This window comes from Bifidobacterium anseris, from assembly GCF_002860345.1.
Classification (GTDB): Bacteria; Actinomycetota; Actinomycetes; order Actinomycetales; family Bifidobacteriaceae; genus Bifidobacterium; species Bifidobacterium anseris.
On record NZ_NMYC01000005.1, the window covers coordinates 341,242 to 357,493 of the forward strand.

The 16,252-nt window shown below is 62.9% G+C and carries 11 protein-coding genes; 7 read left to right on the plus strand and 4 right to left on the minus strand.

Annotated elements, in window-relative coordinates; translation table 11 throughout:
- From tmk to CGZ88_RS06610, 6 genes are all read left to right on the plus strand, one after another.
- Nucleotides 1–618 (plus strand): dTMP kinase, encoded by a 618-nt coding sequence (gene tmk, locus CGZ88_RS06585; RefSeq protein ID WP_034523648.1) that lies wholly within the window; start codon nt 1–3, stop codon nt 616–618.
- Between the two features lie 6 nt (nt 619–624).
- Nucleotides 625–1,779, plus strand: a complete 1,155-nt coding sequence (locus CGZ88_RS06590) for a DNA polymerase III subunit delta' (RefSeq protein ID WP_026644746.1) — start codon at nt 625–627, stop codon at nt 1,777–1,779.
- Nucleotides 1,780–1,870: 91 nt separating this feature from the next.
- Nucleotides 1,871–2,425, plus strand: a complete 555-nt coding sequence (locus CGZ88_RS06595) for a YbhB/YbcL family Raf kinase inhibitor-like protein (RefSeq protein ID WP_026644745.1) — start codon at nt 1,871–1,873, stop codon at nt 2,423–2,425.
- 161 nt (nt 2,426–2,586) lie between these two features.
- Complete coding sequence (locus tag CGZ88_RS06600) at nt 2,587–4,212, plus strand: C69 family dipeptidase (RefSeq protein ID WP_101671424.1); 1,626 nt, start codon at nt 2,587–2,589, stop codon at nt 4,210–4,212.
- Nucleotides 4,213–4,360: 148 nt separating this feature from the next.
- A complete protein-coding gene (locus CGZ88_RS06605; RefSeq protein WP_101671425.1) occupies nt 4,361–5,878 on the plus strand; it encodes a formate--tetrahydrofolate ligase in 1,518 nt (505 codons plus the stop codon).
- Nucleotides 5,879–6,581: 703 nt separating this feature from the next.
- Nucleotides 6,582–11,141, plus strand: a complete 4,560-nt coding sequence (locus CGZ88_RS06610) for a SpaA isopeptide-forming pilin-related protein (protein ID WP_133120915.1) — start codon at nt 6,582–6,584, stop codon at nt 11,139–11,141.
- Nucleotides 11,142–11,244: 103 nt separating this feature from the next.
- Here the strand turns inward: CGZ88_RS06610 and CGZ88_RS06615 are convergent, their stop codons facing one another.
- The 4 genes from CGZ88_RS06615 to CGZ88_RS06630 form a co-directional block, all read right to left on the minus strand.
- Complete coding sequence (locus CGZ88_RS06615) at nt 11,245–11,592, minus strand: phenylpyruvate tautomerase MIF-related protein (RefSeq protein ID WP_026644741.1); 348 nt, start codon at nt 11,590–11,592, stop codon at nt 11,245–11,247.
- Nucleotides 11,593–11,770: 178 nt separating this feature from the next.
- Nucleotides 11,771–12,328 (minus strand): GtrA family protein, encoded by a 558-nt coding sequence (locus tag CGZ88_RS06620; RefSeq protein WP_026644740.1) that lies wholly within the window; start codon nt 12,326–12,328, stop codon nt 11,771–11,773.
- 425 nt (nt 12,329–12,753) lie between these two features.
- A complete protein-coding gene (locus CGZ88_RS06625) occupies nt 12,754–13,698 on the minus strand; it encodes a hypothetical protein (RefSeq protein ID WP_231371395.1) in 945 nt (314 codons plus the stop codon).
- Nucleotides 13,699–13,725: 27 nt separating this feature from the next.
- A complete protein-coding gene (locus tag CGZ88_RS06630; protein WP_026644738.1) occupies nt 13,726–14,385 on the minus strand; it encodes a histidine phosphatase family protein in 660 nt (219 codons plus the stop codon).
- Nucleotides 14,386–14,671: 286 nt separating this feature from the next.
- Here CGZ88_RS06630 and CGZ88_RS06635 point away from each other — a divergent pair, with 286 nt between their 5' ends.
- Entirely contained in the window at nt 14,672–16,219 is a 1,548-nt protein-coding gene (locus tag CGZ88_RS06635) for an MFS transporter (protein ID WP_051198460.1), read from the plus strand.
- The last annotated feature ends 33 nt before the right edge of the window (nt 16,220–16,252 follow it).

Below are 16,252 nucleotides of genomic sequence, written 5' to 3' on the forward strand. Positions count from 1 at the left end.
ATGGTGGCACAGGGATTGTTCGTTTCCTTCGAAGGCGTCGACGGCGCCGGCAAGACGACGCAGGTCGATCGTCTCGCCGACTATTGGCGCGCGCAAGGCAGAGAGGTCGTCGTCACGCGCGAGCCGGGCGGCACGCAGCTCGGCGTTGAGATCCGACGGCTGCTGCTGCACGGCGACGAGCCGATTGCGGCGCGCGCCGAGGCGCTGCTGTTCGCCGCCGATCGCGCGCAGCACGTCGCCGAGACGATCCGTCCGGCGCTCGATCGCGGCGCGATCGTCATCACCGACCGCTACCTCGATTCGTCGCTCGCCTATCAGGCGGGCGGCCGCGAACTGACGGCCGACGAAATCCGCGAACTGAGCATGTGGGCGACCGGCGGCCTGCTGCCGCGGCGCACCTATCTGCTCGACATCGACTCTGAACTCGCACATGCGCGGCTCACGCATGCCGACGATCGCATCGAATCGGCCGGCGACGCCTTCCGCAGGCGCACGCGGCGCGCGTTCCTCGACCTTGCCGAGCGCGAACCCGAACGATTCCTCGTTGTCGACGCGTCCGCGCCGGCCGACGACGTCGCGCGCGTGATTTGCCAAGACAGCGTGAATCTGGTTGGGTGAGACGTCATGAGCGTATGGGACACCCTCGTGGGGCAGGATCGCGTCGTCGAACAGCTGCGCGCGGTCAGCTGCGGCGATCCGCGGATGCTGGCGCAGTCATGGCTGATCTGCGGGCCTCCCGGCTCGGGCCGCTCCAACATGGCGCGCGCGTTCGCGGCCGCGCTCGAGAGTCCCGACCACGGCCTTGGTGACGAACCGACGAAAGCGGTGCGCGAAGTGTTCGCCGGCACGCATCCGGATGTGACGACGCTCACAACCGACAAGGTGACGATCGGCATCGACGAGGTGCGCGACCTTGTCACGACGGCCGAGCAGATGCCACGCAGCGGCCCATGGCGCATCATCATCATCGAGGACGTCGACCGCATGCTCGAACGCACGACGAACGTGCTACTCAAGGAAATCGAGGAGCCGAGTCCGCACACGATATGGCTGCTGTGTGCGCCGAGCGCGCAGGACGTGCTGCCGACGATCCGTTCGCGCACGCGTATCGTCAACCTTGGCGTACCCTCGGACGCGCAGGTCGCGCGCTATCTTGAGGATCGCCACGACGTCGAACACAGTCTCGCCGTGCGCGCCGCGCGGCTCGCCGAAGGACACATCGGCGTCGCGACGCTGTACGCGACCGATTCGCAGGTGCTCGCCGACCGCGACGAGCTCGTCGTCGGCGTCCTCGGATTGCGCAGGACGTCGCAGGCGATTCTACTCGCCGGAGGGCTGCTCGACAGCGCGAAGGCGCAGGCCGCCGCCGACGTGGCGAAACGCGGCGAGCGGGCGCGCGCCGAGTTCCTGCGGCTCAACGGGCTGCAGGAGGGCGACCCCGTGCCGCCGGCGCTGCGCCCCGCCTACAACGCGCTGACGAAGGCCGACGACGTCAAACGACAGACGACACGCCGCACGCGCGACGTGCTCGACCGCGCGCTCAACTCGGTTGCGAGCGTCTACCGCGACGTCGCCGTATTGCAGAACGACGCCGAGGAATCGGTCGGGTTGGTCAATATGGAGAATCGCCGTGCGATCGCCGATCTGAGCGCGCGGCTGCGCAGGGAGCAGACGATCCGTTGCCTCGACGAGATCAATGTCGCACGCCGCCGCCTGCTCGGCAACGGCAACGCGCTGCTCGTCTTCGAGGCGCTGTTCTGCGCGCTCGCCGAAATGTGAGACGTCATGTGAGACGCGCGCGCGATTCGCGACGCGCGATATATCCGAGCATCGGCCGCTGCGCACGTCGCCGATGCGCGATACTGGAGACATGCTAGTTTCCGCTGATTTCACCACCGTGCCGGACCTCTACGCCAAGAAGGCGCCCGCTGACGCCCGCGTGGACGGTGTGCCGTGCATCTCCTTCCCCTTCTACATCGATCATCTCAATCCGGCCGTCAAATACCTGCATTGGGAGTTCAGTGATCCCGATTCGATTCCGGTGTGCGGATTCGAATGGATTCATTGGACGATGGCGAACCTGCCGGTCGACGCGATCATGTTCGATCCTTCCGACGCGCATGCGCTGCAGATTCCCGCCGATTTCTCGCGCAAGGTCAACGCGATGATTCCGGAGGCCGCGCAGGGACGCAATTCGCAGGCGTCGCCGCTCTACGGCCAGGACCAGCAGAACCTGCAGCTCGTCGCGCACTACACCGGTCCGCAGCCGCCGGATCAGGACCACCGCTATGTGCTGCAGATCTGGGGCACGACCGAGCCGATCGCGGATCTCGAGCAAGGCTTCTGGCTCAATGCGATGCTGCACGGCCTCGAACATGCGCAGGTCGTCGACGGCGGCGGCATCACGCTCGTCGGCAGCTGCTGACGACGAGCGCATAGGATGCCGCACGCCGCGGTATCCATATCATGGCTGGGCCGGGGCGAGGCGATGCCTCGGCCTTCTACAATGACCGCATCAACGCATGGCCGCCGTCGGCGGTGCGTGTGCACGAAAAGAACACAACCAACAGGAGACATGGGAACAATATGAGCTGTACAACCCTGCTCGTCGGCAAGGACGCAAGCTACGACGGATCGACGATCATCGCGCGCAACGAGGACAGCTGCAACGGCGAATTCGACCCGAAGCAGTTCGTCATCGTCAAGCCCGAGGATCAGCCACGCGCATACAAGTCGGTGCTGTCGCACGTTGAGATCGCGCTGCCCGACGATCCGCTGCAGTATTCGAGCGTGCCGAACGCGATCCGCAAGAGCGGTATCTGGGGCGAAGCCGGCGTCAACGAGGCGAACGTCGCGATGAGCGCCACCGAGACGCTGACGACGAACGAACGCGTGCTCGGCGCCGATCCGCTTGTCGAATTCGCGCCGGCGATCGGCAAGCCGGGCGACGACGACTATGAACCCGAGGTCGCCGGCGGCATCGGCGAGGAGGATTTCGTCACAATCGTGCTGCCGTACATCAAGACGGCGCGCGAGGGCGTCGCCCGTCTCGGCGCGCTGCTCGAACAGTACGGCACCTATGAGATGAACGGCGTCGCGTTCAGCGACGTCAACGAGATCTGGTGGCTCGAAACGGTCGGCGGCCATCATTGGATCGCGCGCCGCGTGCCCGACGACTGCTATGTGACGATGCCGAATCAACTGGGCATCGACGAGTTCGATCTCGACGATGCGTTCGGCGAGCAGCGCGACTACATGTGCTCCGCCGATCTTGAGGAGTTCATCGAACGCAACCACCTGAGCCTCGCCGTCGAGGGCGCGTCACCGTTCTCGCCGCGTGACGCCTTCGGTTCGCATTCCGATTCCGACCATGTCTACAACACGCCGCGCGCGTGGTACATGCAGCGGTATTTCAATCCGCTCGACGAAGTGTGGGACGGCCCGGACGCCGACCACAAGCCGGACGCCGATGACATCCCGTGGTGCCGTCAGCCGGATCGCAAGATCACGATGGAGGACGTCAAGTACATCCTGAGCTCCCATTATCAGGAGACGCCGTACGACCCCTATGGCACGCGCGGCGACGAGGCGTCGCGCACGCGCTTCCGCCCAATCGGCATCAATCGCACGAACCATCTCGCCGCGATGCAGATTCGCCCGTACCGTCCGCAGGTGAACCGCGCCGTGCAGTGGATCGCCTACGGTTCGAACCCCTTCAACGCGATGGTCCCGTTCTTCCCGAACGTCGACGACACGCCCGCGTATCTGCGTGACACGACGGCGCGCGTGACGTCGGAGAACTTCTACTGGGCGAACCGCATCATCGGCGTGCTGTGCGACGCGCAGCACGCGCAGACGATGTCTGCCGTCGAGAACTACCAGCTGAAGGTCGGCGGCCTCGGCCATGCGATGCTGCGCGCGGCCGACGAGCAGGTGAACCGTCTCGGTGGCGACGCCGTACTTGGAGCCGCCGCCCGTGAACAGGACTACGACGACGAATTCGTCGAGGACGAGCTCGTCGAAGACGTGCAGCCGATGGAGCCGGACGAGATCATCGCGGCCGTGCGCAATCCGGAGGTGCGCGGCATCCTTGCGACGGCGAATGAGGACCTCGCGCGTCAGCTCAAGAGGGAGACCGAGAAGCTGCTCGATACAGTGCTGTACACGTCGAGCCTCGCGATGAAGAACCATTTCGCGATGTCCGACAACTGATTCGCAACCCTTCAACCGCCGAAGCCGGCGCAGCGAGCCTCGCCCGCTGCGCCGGCTTCGCCGTTCGCATCGTGACGTGGGATGTCTCGTGGCCGCAGCGTGCTGATATGTTGGGAAAGGCAGCTCAAACACCGGAAAGGAACGTGTAGTGTCGCTCATCGAGAATTTCACCAAGCCTTACGGACTGGTCGACAAGATCGACGCATTCGGCTATCTCGACTCCCTCAACAACGATCCCGACGCCCCGCGCAAGCACGGCAAGGTCGTCCTTGTCACCGCGGACACGCCGCTCAAGGCGTCGCGCGGCGAAGGCAAGACGACGACGACGATCGCGCTCATCGACGCGCTCAACGCGCGCGGCATCGACGCGGCGGCAGTGCTGCGCCAGCCGAGCATGGGCATCACGGCGGCCGGTTCAAAGGGTGGCGCATCCGGCGGCGGCAAGGCGTCGCTGACGCATCCAGAACTCATCGACTGGGGTCTGTGCGGCGAAATGGGCGCGATCGAGGCCGCGCAGAACCTGCTCGCGTCTTTCGCCGAGAAGGCCGTCGATGACGGTCTGCTCGACACGGTGCTCGTTCCGCGCGTCTCCGAAGTGCCGTCGCGTTCGCTGCGCAGCGTCGTCGTCGACGCCGGCAAGAACGACGTGCATGAGAAGACCGTGCTCACGCCGACCTGCGAGCTGATGCAGATCGTCGTGCTGTCGCGTTCGATGGACGAGATCGCCGACCGCGTCGCGAAGATGATCGCCGGCACGAAGGACGGCAAGGCCGTGACCTTCGGCGAGTTCATCGACCTGTGGCGCATCACGAACATCCTCGCCGACGCCGTCAAGCCGGCGAAGACCGAGACGAAGAACGGCTCGCCGGTGTACGTGCACGGCGGCCCCTTCGCGAACGTCTCGATTGGCATCCCGTCGCTCGTCGCGGTGGAGATGGCATGTGCCGAGCATGACGTCGTCATCGTCGAGGCCGGCTACGGCGCCGACGCCGGCGCGCAGAAGTGGCTCGACATCGCCTGCCGCGAATATGGTGCGCAGTGGCCGAGCGCGGCCGTCGTTGTGACGCGCGCCTCCACGTGGCGTGACGATCCGGCGCTGCAGTGGCGCTACCCCTTCCATGTCGAGCGTCTCGAAGGCCTCGGCATTCCGACCTTCCCGCTCATCAACCTGTGGGACGGCGAGGACGATCAGGTGCCGGCGCTGCGCGAGACGGCCGCCGAGCTCGGTTTCCGCGCGCCGATCATCGGCAACCTGTACCGCGACGGCGGCGATGCGCTCGCCCCGCAGCTCGACGACTTCGCCGAGGCCGTGAGCGCCGAGGATGCGCCGGAGACGCCGGCGAGCCACAAGGGCATGCCGCTCGTCGAGAACGTCAAGTGGGTGTGCGAACACGCCTACGGCGTCCCAGCCGACCGCGTCGTCATGAAGCCCGGCTTCGAGGAGTCGCTCGAGACCGCGCGGGCGCTCGCCGAGGACGCCGGCGTCGCTTTCGACGACCTCGCGCTCGTCGCCGTGAAATCGCCTGCGACGATGACCGATAACGACGCCGCCCCGGCCGACGAACGCACGGTGACGCTCAAGAAGGTCGACGTCCATTCCGGCGCCGGTCTCGTCCACGTCAACCTGACGACGTCGCTGACGACGCCGATGCCGAAGATCGTCTGAGATCCACACGGCTGTCCGTTTCCGGGCCGCCATGCGCCTGATCGCGCGTGGCGGCTCATATGTTATGAGCCGCGGGTCGTCGTAGGCTGCAGAGGCGGACGTGCCGCGGATGGTGCGCCGGGAGGGGCCGGCGCCGCAAACCGGATGGGGGCACCGGTGGATGTCTGGACTGCGCCGATGGCGATGGTGCTGTGCGCATGCGGATATGTGGGCGCTGCTTCGGGGGTTGCGTGAATGCGAACGTTGCTCATTCGCTGAATATGGACGGCGTGTTGCCCGAAGGGGAAACGTTGATGGCCATGGGCTTGCCGATCTAGGGAACTTAAGCGATTAAGTCTCGTAATACTGCAAATGCATGGTGTCGGCGTTGAGAGCATGTGCCGGCATAGGTGCTGTTTCGTGCTGATTGCTTGACTCTGAGAACGTATGCAGCAAGGGATTGCCCATAATGCTAAAGTACGAAAGTTGGGTAAAACCCCTATAATGTTCATTAAGCGCTTAATCGGCTGTGGGCGCAGGGATGACGAAGTTCCGCGCAGGTCGAAGGCGGCAGAGTCGGAGAGTCGGATATCGGGAAGCGGCCAAGGGAGCAGGGAAGATGAAGTACGGAAGGCATATGCGCGCGCGTCGGCGGCCTGCAGGCGCGCTGATGCGCCTGCAGGCGTGCGGTGCTGCCATTGTGGCATTGACATAGGTGTGCATCATGTCTGTGCTGCCACGTGCGGCGTTTGCGGATGGGTATGAGCAGGCGGATGCGGACACGATTCGGGCGGCCACGGTGGAATTGACGGCCACGGTGCTTGAGCCCAATGGATCACAGACGAAGAAGACATTCAAGAACGATGAACTCAAGAACACCGTGCCGAATGTGGTGCCGAACACCGATCTCGAATTCTTCCTGGATGTGCATCTCAAGGACAATGCGGTGGTCGCCTCCGACAGCAAGCATCTGAGTTGGGAATATGCTGTGCCGGTGCCGCCGTCGGTGGTGGCGAATCAATTCGACGAGCCGCAGATCGTGACCGAAGGCGGCCAGGAAGTCGCGACGATCACATTGGTGAAGAAGGACGACGGTACCTGTGCGTTGCGGGTGGAGTACAACGAGGAGTATGCGCAGGACAAGGATCACGATTACTTCTTCAGCTACAACCTGCGTGTGAACTATCGCGACGAGGCGCTCGAAGAGGGCGACGATCGGGGATGGGAGTTCCCCGGCACCGGCGTGACAATCAAGGTCGACCATACGCCATGGAAGGTGACCGGTGATAAGAACTGTGCATGGGTCGGTCGTTCGGAGACCGACCTCACCTGCACCGTCAAGCTTGAGGCGGAGGGTGATGTCGACAACTTCCGCTTCTGGGATGTGGCGGGTTCGGATCTGAACATGGATCGCGACTCCGTGCAGGTGAAATATCTGTACAACGCGAAGAATGAAGATGCGGCCAAGGAAGCCGCTTTGCAGCTGCAGGGCAAGATCAATCCGATCCCGGATTCGGATACGGGCGAATCCGCAGGCATGACGCTGCCGAAGGGCGCCTATGAAATTACCTACAAGGCATCTATCACGAATGGCGCGCAGGCTGATGCCAATGATGGCGACAAGTACCAGAGCGCGAAGAACACCGCCCATTGGAAGTGGCAGGACGGTGAAGGTGAGAGCAGCTATGTGCCGTCCAAGCGCAACTGGAACTACAACTGGGTGTCCAAGAACGGCTGGGTGGAAGACTCGTCGAAATGGTATGCCGAAGGCAGTGAGCAGAAGCGTGAGATCAAATGGACCGTCGATGTCAACAACGGCGGTGATCGTGCTGATATCAACGGGCGTCAGCTGACTGATACCGTGCAAGACGGTCATGAAATCGATCCTGATACCGTGACGATCCGTGCGTGGGATGAGAACAACCAGGAGATCGATCCGGCAGGTGTGCAGATCGTCGTCAATGACGATCGCAAGGGCTTCTCGATTGATTTCTCCTCGGGAGATCCGAATTACAACAAATATCAGATCGCATACAAGACGGTGCCCACCGACTCTGATGAGCATCCAGTCTCCAAGTATTCGAATAAGGCGGAGGTCTGTGGGCTGACTGAATGCAAGACCGCGACGAAGGATGTGGATCGCCCGAGCAAACCGAATCCCGATCCGGGCCCTGATCCCGGTCCGGAACCGGATCCGGAACCGCCGCTCAATCTCGATCTGATCGAGAAGAGCGTGGGGTCCGCCACGAAGATCCGCAATACGAACGTCTATAGCGTGCCGTGGACCATCGAGTACACGCCGCCGGCCGAAGGCAACGTGACCGAGCTGCATCTCTACGAGGACTGGGTCAACGGCGTCTCCGACGGCAACACGCAGCATATGTGGTACTCGAAGGACTATCTGGACCTCAAAGTCAGTGTTTACAACATCAAAAACGATGCGAACTGCTTGGAAGGCAATCCGAATTGCTGGACGGAGATTCCGACGGATGAGTTGTTCGTATCGGCCGCCGATAAGAAGAAGGGCCAGTCGGGCAAGGGATATCCTAACGAGTATTACGACGTTCGCGAATCGTATTACGACGATGAATATCATCGTGGACAGGGACGTGAACTGCCTGGTGGCACTGACTTCCCGGAAGGCTATTTCCGTGGCGAGGCGGACCGCAACGCCGATGACACCTATGCCCTTCATGATGGTGCGCCGGCGTTCACGTTCTCGTATCTGCATAAGCAGATCAAGGACGCCGAGGGCAACGAAATCCTGAATCTGGACTCGCCAAACCCGTTCTCGCACAAGATGCGCATCACCTACAACACGTTATGCGACGGTACTCCGGATGTGTACATCAACTATGCCAAGTTCCATTACAGGGTAAACGACAAGATCGCCGATGAAGTGGAATCGGCGACGATCCCGTTCGTCGGTGACGTCATCGGTGGCAAGACCGTCGACGCCGAGAACGACGGCGAAACCTGGTGGAACAATCAGGCGAACTGCGACGAAGGCGATGATGGGTACTGCCATGTGCACTGGCGTGTTTGGGGCAACGGCAAGAAGTCGTGGTGGTCGGTGCGCTATCTCTATGATGACGACGGCAACGTCAAGTTCTATGAGGAGTTGCCGGGCATCAGCGGCGTCTATGAGCTGCCGGAATCGATCACGATGACGGATACGCTGCCGGAAGGCTGGGAGCTCGATACGGATAAGCCGATCTTCGGACGTTTCGTGTCGATGGGCGACTACGCGACCGAGGATGAGCTGGAGGCTGCAGGACTGGATTTGGACCTCAAGGGCTGGCTGCCGATCGCCGAAGGCGACAAGCGGGGAGCGCTGCCACAGCAGACGGCGACCTTCGACTTCAGCGGCGATGGCAAGAGCTGCGATTCGGACGTTGCGTGCGCAACCTACACGGTGCAGGCCGGCAAGGTCGTGTTCACGGTGCCGAACGATGGCTCGTTGACGGCGTGGAAGACCGAGCGTGTGGGAGATGCATCACCTGACTCCACGACCGATGGCGGTCCCAACCGATATGACAGGCCTTCCACCCCGCTGGGCCCACCAATCGCCAAGCAGGGCCATTCGATTATCGTCTATGAGTTCGATACGAAAATCAGCAAGGTGGAACTGCGCAAGCAGGGCATGATCGACGGCTCGCGCTTCACTTACACCAACAACGCGAACGTGCAGATTGGCGAACACAGCTCCGACGTCACCGGTGATGTGTTCGTGCAGCAGGGTGAGGCGCCGAATCTGAACAAGTGGGTTGACGGCACTGGCAACAATCAGGTCAAATACGTCGTCGAAATCAATCTCACCCAGCAGAGTCAGCTGCCGGAGGGGACCGTGCTTACGCTCACTGACACGTTGCACTCGTCGAACGCGGCATATGTGCAGTCGTCGTTCAGGCTTTCGACGAATTCCGGTTCATGGGATGAGGTCACCTATCCGGAAGGCAAGGATCATTTTGAAGTGTCCTTCGGACATGCGGCGGGGAGCAATTTGCCGACGGCGACGATCAAGCTGCCGATCGATGGCATGCGGTCGAACAGCATGGACCAGAATTCCGGGCAGCCGTTGTATAAGCAGAAGCCGCTGCGCCTGAACTACACGGTGCAGCTGCGCGGCATTCCCGGACAAGACATCGATCTGCGTAACACGGTTTCGTTCAGAGGACAACTGGACGGCTCGGCGTCGACGAACCGTACGGTCCAGATCACGAAGACGGATACCGACGCCGGTGCATCCGGCTCGGTCACGTTGAAAAAGGTGGTCGACGGCGATAGCAGCCAGAAGTTGTCAGGCGCCACATTCAAGGTCTGCCCGGTCAATCTGAACGCGGCGCCCTCCAAGGAATGGACTGCGGATCGTCGGACCGAATGCAGTGAAGATCCTCGTACTGGCGTCACCGACAGTCTCGGTCGCCTTGTGTTCCATCACGGCGACGGCACTGACGTGGAATCGGAGCTCTATCAGTTCAACGAAAACCAGCTATATGTGGCTTGGGAGACGCAGGCGCCGTCGGGATATGCAGTGAACACAACGCCGCAGTTCTTCTACGTGAAGAACGGGCGCGCCTCCGACTTCGACACGAAGACGCGTGCGATGGCCGCCTATGCGGACCAGCATAATCTGTATGTGTGGGATTCGGGATTCCAAGTCGCCGACGGGCTGACGAGCTTCATGTTCGGCAAGGTGGGTGCTGATAAGGTGACGCAAGGCACCTATAAGGACCCTAATGACCCCACCGCGGAAGAACTGCCGACCTATGTCACGACGGATGAATCGTATCTGGCGGCCTCGGAATGGACGCTTGCGAAGAAGGACGGCTCTGCCGAGATGGCCATCGTCGACGGCGGCGATGAACGTTCCGAGAGCGGCGTCATCAAGCAGCTGAAGGATCACGATACGCGCGATGGTCGCATCGAGGTGCATGGCGTCCCGACGGGTGAGTATACGCTCGTCGAGACGAAGGCGCCGACGGGATATGTTGCCGAAGCGCAGAAGCGGTACGCGTTCACCATCGACGCGGATGGCAAGGTCACATGGTCCGGCGATGCTACGCCGCATGCCGTCACCGACGGGAAAGGCATGCCGACCGGTGAATGGGTCATCGGCAACGCAAAGGAGGAGGAGCCCGGCGTCGAGCTGCCTTCGGCGGGCGGCTTCGGGACGCATTTCGCGGCCTTCGGATTCGCGTTCATTGCGGCGGCCATGTGTCTGGCGGTGGTCGCGCAGAAGAACCGCAAACCCGGCGCCCACGCTGCGACGCGCAGCCGCTGAGCCGGATGAATGAAGAGAGCCGCCGCCGAATCGGATGGGATTCGGCGGCGGCTCTCGTATGCGCTGAGCGTTCGTCGCACGGTGGTCGACGGAGAAGTTCAGGTCAGAAGTTGGAGCCGTTCCAGCCCCAGTCGGGCGTCGCGGTGTAGCGGATGTAAGTGCGGTCGGCAGGGATCTCGAGCGTGTCCTGCAGCGCGTCCATGATCTGCGGCGTGAGCTTCTTCCAGGCGCTCGTCGGCACGTTCGAGCCGAAGACGTTCACCTCGACGTAGGCGACCGGCGCGGAATCGTCGCCGCCGAAATACATCGGTACGTTGTCCTCGAACATGCACATGAGCCAGCCCTCGGACTTGCCGGGGACGGCGGGAATCGCCTGGCCGAAGAGGTTCTTGAGCGTATCGCGCTGCTCTTTCGTGGTCGGCACGGAAACATGGGTGTGAATGACTGGCATCGATCCTCCTTGGAAACACTGGGCGGAACATCGGCCGTCGCATCGGCGTCCGATGATCAACAGTATTCAGTCTAGGTCAGCCGCAGTGCGCCCGACTGAGGTTGTGCCCGACGGCTGAGTGGAGGTTGGTGGTTGAGGTCAACCACCAACTGCCACGGAGACTGCCACGGGCGGCGCGTTACCTCCAGCCTTTGGGGGTGTGCTCGATCGACCACATGCCCAGACGGTGCGAGAAGCTCCGCTCCCACTTGGCTTCGAGCTCCTCTTCGGAGAGGATGTGGTCGCCGCGGCGCAGACGGTTCATTGCGTTCGTGTGCGTGTCGTCGAGCAGCCATTTGCGGATGATGAAGTTCCAGATTGCGACGACGACCGTCGAGATGAGCTTGCCGATGTTCGTGCGCAGCAGATACATCGCATGCTGGCTGATGTAGGCGTCCTTGTTCATGCCGTAGGTGGACAGCCAGATGATGACCATGTTGATGAACAGGCCGACGACTGCCGAGAACAGGAAGATCGCCATCTCCATCCACCGTGCCATGTCCGGACGGTGCTTGAAGACGTATTTCATGCTCGCGAAATAGTTGAAGATGAGCGAGATGAGGAACGAGATCGTCGCGGCGATGACGTTGTGCATGTGGAACACGCCGACGAGGAGGTTGAGGATGCCCCAGTCGATGAGGAACGCGATGATGCCGACGACGCCGAATTTCAGAATCTGCTCAATGAGTTTGCGCACACGAACAGTGTACAAGGGGTCCGTCCGAAGCCGCTGGCAGCGTAGATGTCGCCTGTCTCGGTGGGTATTCGCCCATGATGCGAACGGCGGCTGCATCAAGCCGCGCATAGCTTGATAGTTCAGGGGAGATCTGGGGATATGCGCTGCGTGCCGTCCGGGTGGAGGGCTGGGGTGTGCGATTATGTGCGCTTGGGTTGATGGATGTGTGGTCGAGGGATCAGCATGGTTGATATTGTGCGCCTTTGATGGCCCGGTCTGCCGGGGCGTCTGCGCCCGCCGGCGGTGTGCGTGCATAGCTCGATGGTTTGCGCGAAATATCGAGCTATGCACACGCAGGCACACGCAGCCGCGCGGAGAGGGCAGGGCTGAACGGTCGAACGCGGCGCTATGCGCCTGTGCATCCGCGAGATGGGGAATGGGACGTCCTACAGTTCGACTTCGGGTTTGGTGGGGTCGTCTTTGACGTGGGCGAACTTGGCGGCGAGCGCCTCTTTGTTCTTGCGTTCGTCGTCCTGACGGGCGCGTTCCTTCGCCTCCTTGGGATCCCACAGAATCTCCTCGCGATGCTTGCGCCATTCGGCGCCGGCGATCGGCGCGAGCGCCTGCGCGAGCACGGTGGCGGCATCCGTGGCGTCGTCGTCGCCGTTCGGCGTCGCGTAGGAGGCGACGACGCCGTGGAACTGCTCGGCCGTCAGGCAGATCTGCGGCAGCTGCAGCGTCGCGGCGAAATCGTTGATGAACAGGATGAATGGCAGCGTGAGCCGTTCAAGACCGCGCACACGCTGCTCGGGCGCGCCGCCGGACGTCGGCTCGGCGGCGCCGAGCGTCGCGGCGAGCTGCGTCGTCGCGACGCGCATCAGTTCGTTGAGTAGCACGACGGTGACGGCGTACTTCCAGGCGAGCGACTCGACCTTCGTTTCGGTGTGCGAGGCGACGAAATCCTCAATCGATGCAATGGCGGCGGCGGCGGCGGTGCGCGTTGCGCCGGACCATGCGGCGTCGAGCGTGTCGGCGGCGTCGAGTAGCTCGTGCACGTCGTGCGACGACGCGAAGCCGGCGAGTGTTTCGATGGCGTCGTTCGCGGCGTTCAACGCGTCCACTGTCTGCTGTGGGCGGCCGGGGATCGAATCGGCACCTTCGTAGACGAATTCGGCGTCGGCCATCGGAATCGTCTCGCCGGTCATGACCTCGGCGGCCAGCCGGCTCAGGCGCACCTGCAGATTCTCGCCGTAGCGCGCGTCGTTGTCCATGTGCAGGGCCGAGGTCAGTGGCCACAGTTCGGTCAGGTCGGTGCCCGTCTGCGCGGCCTGACGGACCGCGGGCAGCGCGGCGATGCGTTCGACAGTTTGGTCGGGTTCAGCGTTCATCATGACTCCTTCACGGTTCGTGGGTGACGGCTACGCGATGCCTTTCGCGGGATCGGCGTAGGTGATCGACAGGACGTCGTGCGTCGCGTTGTCGTAGGTGATCGACGTCACCGACGCGAGCGCCGTCTTGCGCAGCAGCATGTTGTGTTCGGGGTGGCCTGTTTCGAGCATGTGGCGGTACGACCAGATCGGCGACTCGTGCGTGACGACGATGATCTGCTCGCCGGGATGTTCGTCGACTTTTTCGAGAGCGAAATTCTGCACACGGTTCGCAATCGAACGGTAGCTTTCGCCCCAGCTCGGACGCCACAGGTTGCGCACAAGCTTAAGGTTCTCGGGACGCCACAGCGCGCCGTCGCCGTGGCCGATGCGCTTGCCGCGGAACTCGTTGCGCGCCTCGATGAGACGTGGGTCGGTGAGCAGTTCAAGCTGTTCCTGACCGCGTTCGGCGCGCAGCGCGTTGAGTTCGAGCAGGATCGCGCCGGCTGTTTCGCGCGTGCGGTCGAGCGGCGACGAGTAGACGGCGACGGCCGTGTTCGTCTGCGGGTTCGCGGCGAGATAGCGGCCGGTCGCCTGCGCCATGCGGCGCCCGGCTTCGGACAGGTGGAAATCGGGAAGACGTTCATAGAGCACATGGTTCGGGTTGTGGACTTTGCCGTGCCGCACGAAATTGATGGTGGTGGCCGTCATGACGCTCCCTTTCGAATCGATGTGAACATTTCACGATAATCGCTTCCACCTCAATAATGTACCGCGTGTCGCGCCGGCGGGTGCGACTAATGTGGTCGTGTTCGCGAACGCATACGCGAGGTGCGTGCGGTACGCGGACGATTCGATTGGTCGCTCGACGACGCCGTCGCCGAATCGCCGACCACCCCAACCACCAACCAACCGCATACGGCGACAATCAAGCCGTGACGCCAAACGGCGCGACGGCCGCATGCGGAACACATCCGCGAGCAGAAAGGAGCGGCACATGGCACAACGCAGGGAGCATGTAGTGACGAAAGGGATCAGGGACGTCAACAGACGGTTGTTCGGCGGCTACGCGCAGCTGCTGAAGATCCCGCACACGGCCCGGTTCACCGTCGGCTCGGTCATCGCGTGCATGCCGTTCCCGATGGTCGGCATGACGATGACGATCATGACGCAGCAGTACTACGGCAACTATTCGCTCGCGGGAGCGCTCACCGCCGTGCAGGCGATCGCCGGCGCCGCCGTAGGGCCTCTGTTCGGCACGCTCGTCGACCGCTACGGGCAGCGGCAGGTCTCGGTGCCGATCATCGCCGTGTGGATGGTCGCCGCCACCGCCTTCGTCTCCTGCGTGCTCGCACATGTGCAGCCGTGGATTCTGTTCTGCATCGTGCCGTTCCTCGCCGCCGTGCCGCCGTGGGGCGCGATGAGCCGCGCCCGGTGGACGAATCTGCTCAAACACGATCGCGTCGGCGTCAACCGCGCATTGTCACTGTGCGGTGTCTTCGATGAGGCGATGTGGGTCATCGGCAATCCGCTCGCTTCGACGTTGGCCGTCATCTCCGGCGTGCTCACGTTCAGCTTCACCGGCGCATGCGTGCTCATCGGTGCACTGATGTTCCTGACCGAACTGACGACTGAGCCAGCAAGCCAGACGCAGCTCGCCCGCGCCGAAGGCCTCACACGTCGCGAGTTCCGTGCCCGCGAGGACGAGAAGGCACGGCTGCTGCGTGCACAGACGGCGGAACGTGACGCCCGCGCGCACGCGAAATCGGAAGGGCTGACGGCGGCCGAAGTGGACGCGGCAGGCAAGGCGGCCTACGAGAAGTCGCTGAGCGGCAAGAAGGATTCGATTTGGGGTCCGGGCCTCGTCGCCGTATGCGTCACCTGGTTCGGGCTCGGCGCGTTCCAGTCGGCCGCCGGCATCTCGATCGTCTCGTTCGCCACCGAATCGAACATGAAGCAGTACACCGGATTCGTGTTCGCATGCTTTTCGATCAGCTCGCTGCTCGGCGCGCTCGTCTACGGCGCGAGGAACTGGACGATTCCGCTGTGGAAGCGCTTCTACGTGTGCCTCGCCGTGGTCAACCTCGGCATCGGCTCGTTCCTGTTCGCCAAGCAGCTGTGGGTCATCGCCGTCATCTACCTGTTCATCGGCGTGTGCCAGTCGCCGACATGGATCAACGGCAACCAGCTGATGCTGCATCTCGTGCCGCAGACGCGCTTCACCGAAGGCATGGCGTGGATGGGTGCGATGAACGCGATCGGAGGGTCGGCCGGGTCGGCGATCGCCGGCGTCGCGATCGACCATGCCGGCTCGCGCGGCGGCTTCGCCGTCGTCACGGCGCTCGCGCTCGTCTCGCTCGCGATCGCGCTGTGCGGCCTCAAGCAAATCAAGGAAAGCACGCAGACGCCGGTGCTCACCGAGGTCGACTCGACCGACGCCGCAGTCGGCGACGGCGACGAGACGGCCGCGCAGTTGGAAGACGTCGCCGCGATCGCGGCCGAGGACGCCCCCGCGGATAAGGCGCAGGAGCGGGCGGATCGCTGAGCGCGTGGCGGCTGCAACACGCCGCCGCCACGT

Bases quoted from the DNA above. Each gene is read 5' to 3' on its own strand.
- CGZ88_RS06630 (WP_026644738.1), bottom strand. From the start codon at position 14,385: ATGACGGCCACCACCATCAATTTCGTGCGGCACGGCAAAGTCCACAAC.
- CGZ88_RS06635 (WP_051198460.1), top strand. From the start codon at position 14,672: ATGGCACAACGCAGGGAGCATGTAGTGACGAAAGGGATCAGGGACGTC.
- CGZ88_RS06615 (WP_026644741.1), bottom strand. From the start codon at position 11,592: ATGCCAGTCATTCACACCCATGTTTCCGTGCCGACCACGAAAGAGCAG.
- CGZ88_RS06595 (WP_026644745.1), top strand. From the start codon at position 1,871: ATGCTAGTTTCCGCTGATTTCACCACCGTGCCGGACCTCTACGCCAAG.
- tmk (WP_034523648.1), top strand. From the start codon at position 1: ATGGTGGCACAGGGATTGTTCGTTTCCTTCGAAGGCGTCGACGGCGCC.
- CGZ88_RS06600 (WP_101671424.1), top strand. From the start codon at position 2,587: ATGAGCTGTACAACCCTGCTCGTCGGCAAGGACGCAAGCTACGACGGA.
- CGZ88_RS06590 (WP_026644746.1), top strand. From the start codon at position 625: ATGAGCGTATGGGACACCCTCGTGGGGCAGGATCGCGTCGTCGAACAG.
- CGZ88_RS06610 (WP_133120915.1), top strand. From the start codon at position 6,582: ATGTCTGTGCTGCCACGTGCGGCGTTTGCGGATGGGTATGAGCAGGCG.
- CGZ88_RS06625 (WP_231371395.1), bottom strand. From the start codon at position 13,698: ATGATGAACGCTGAACCCGACCAAACTGTCGAACGCATCGCCGCGCTG.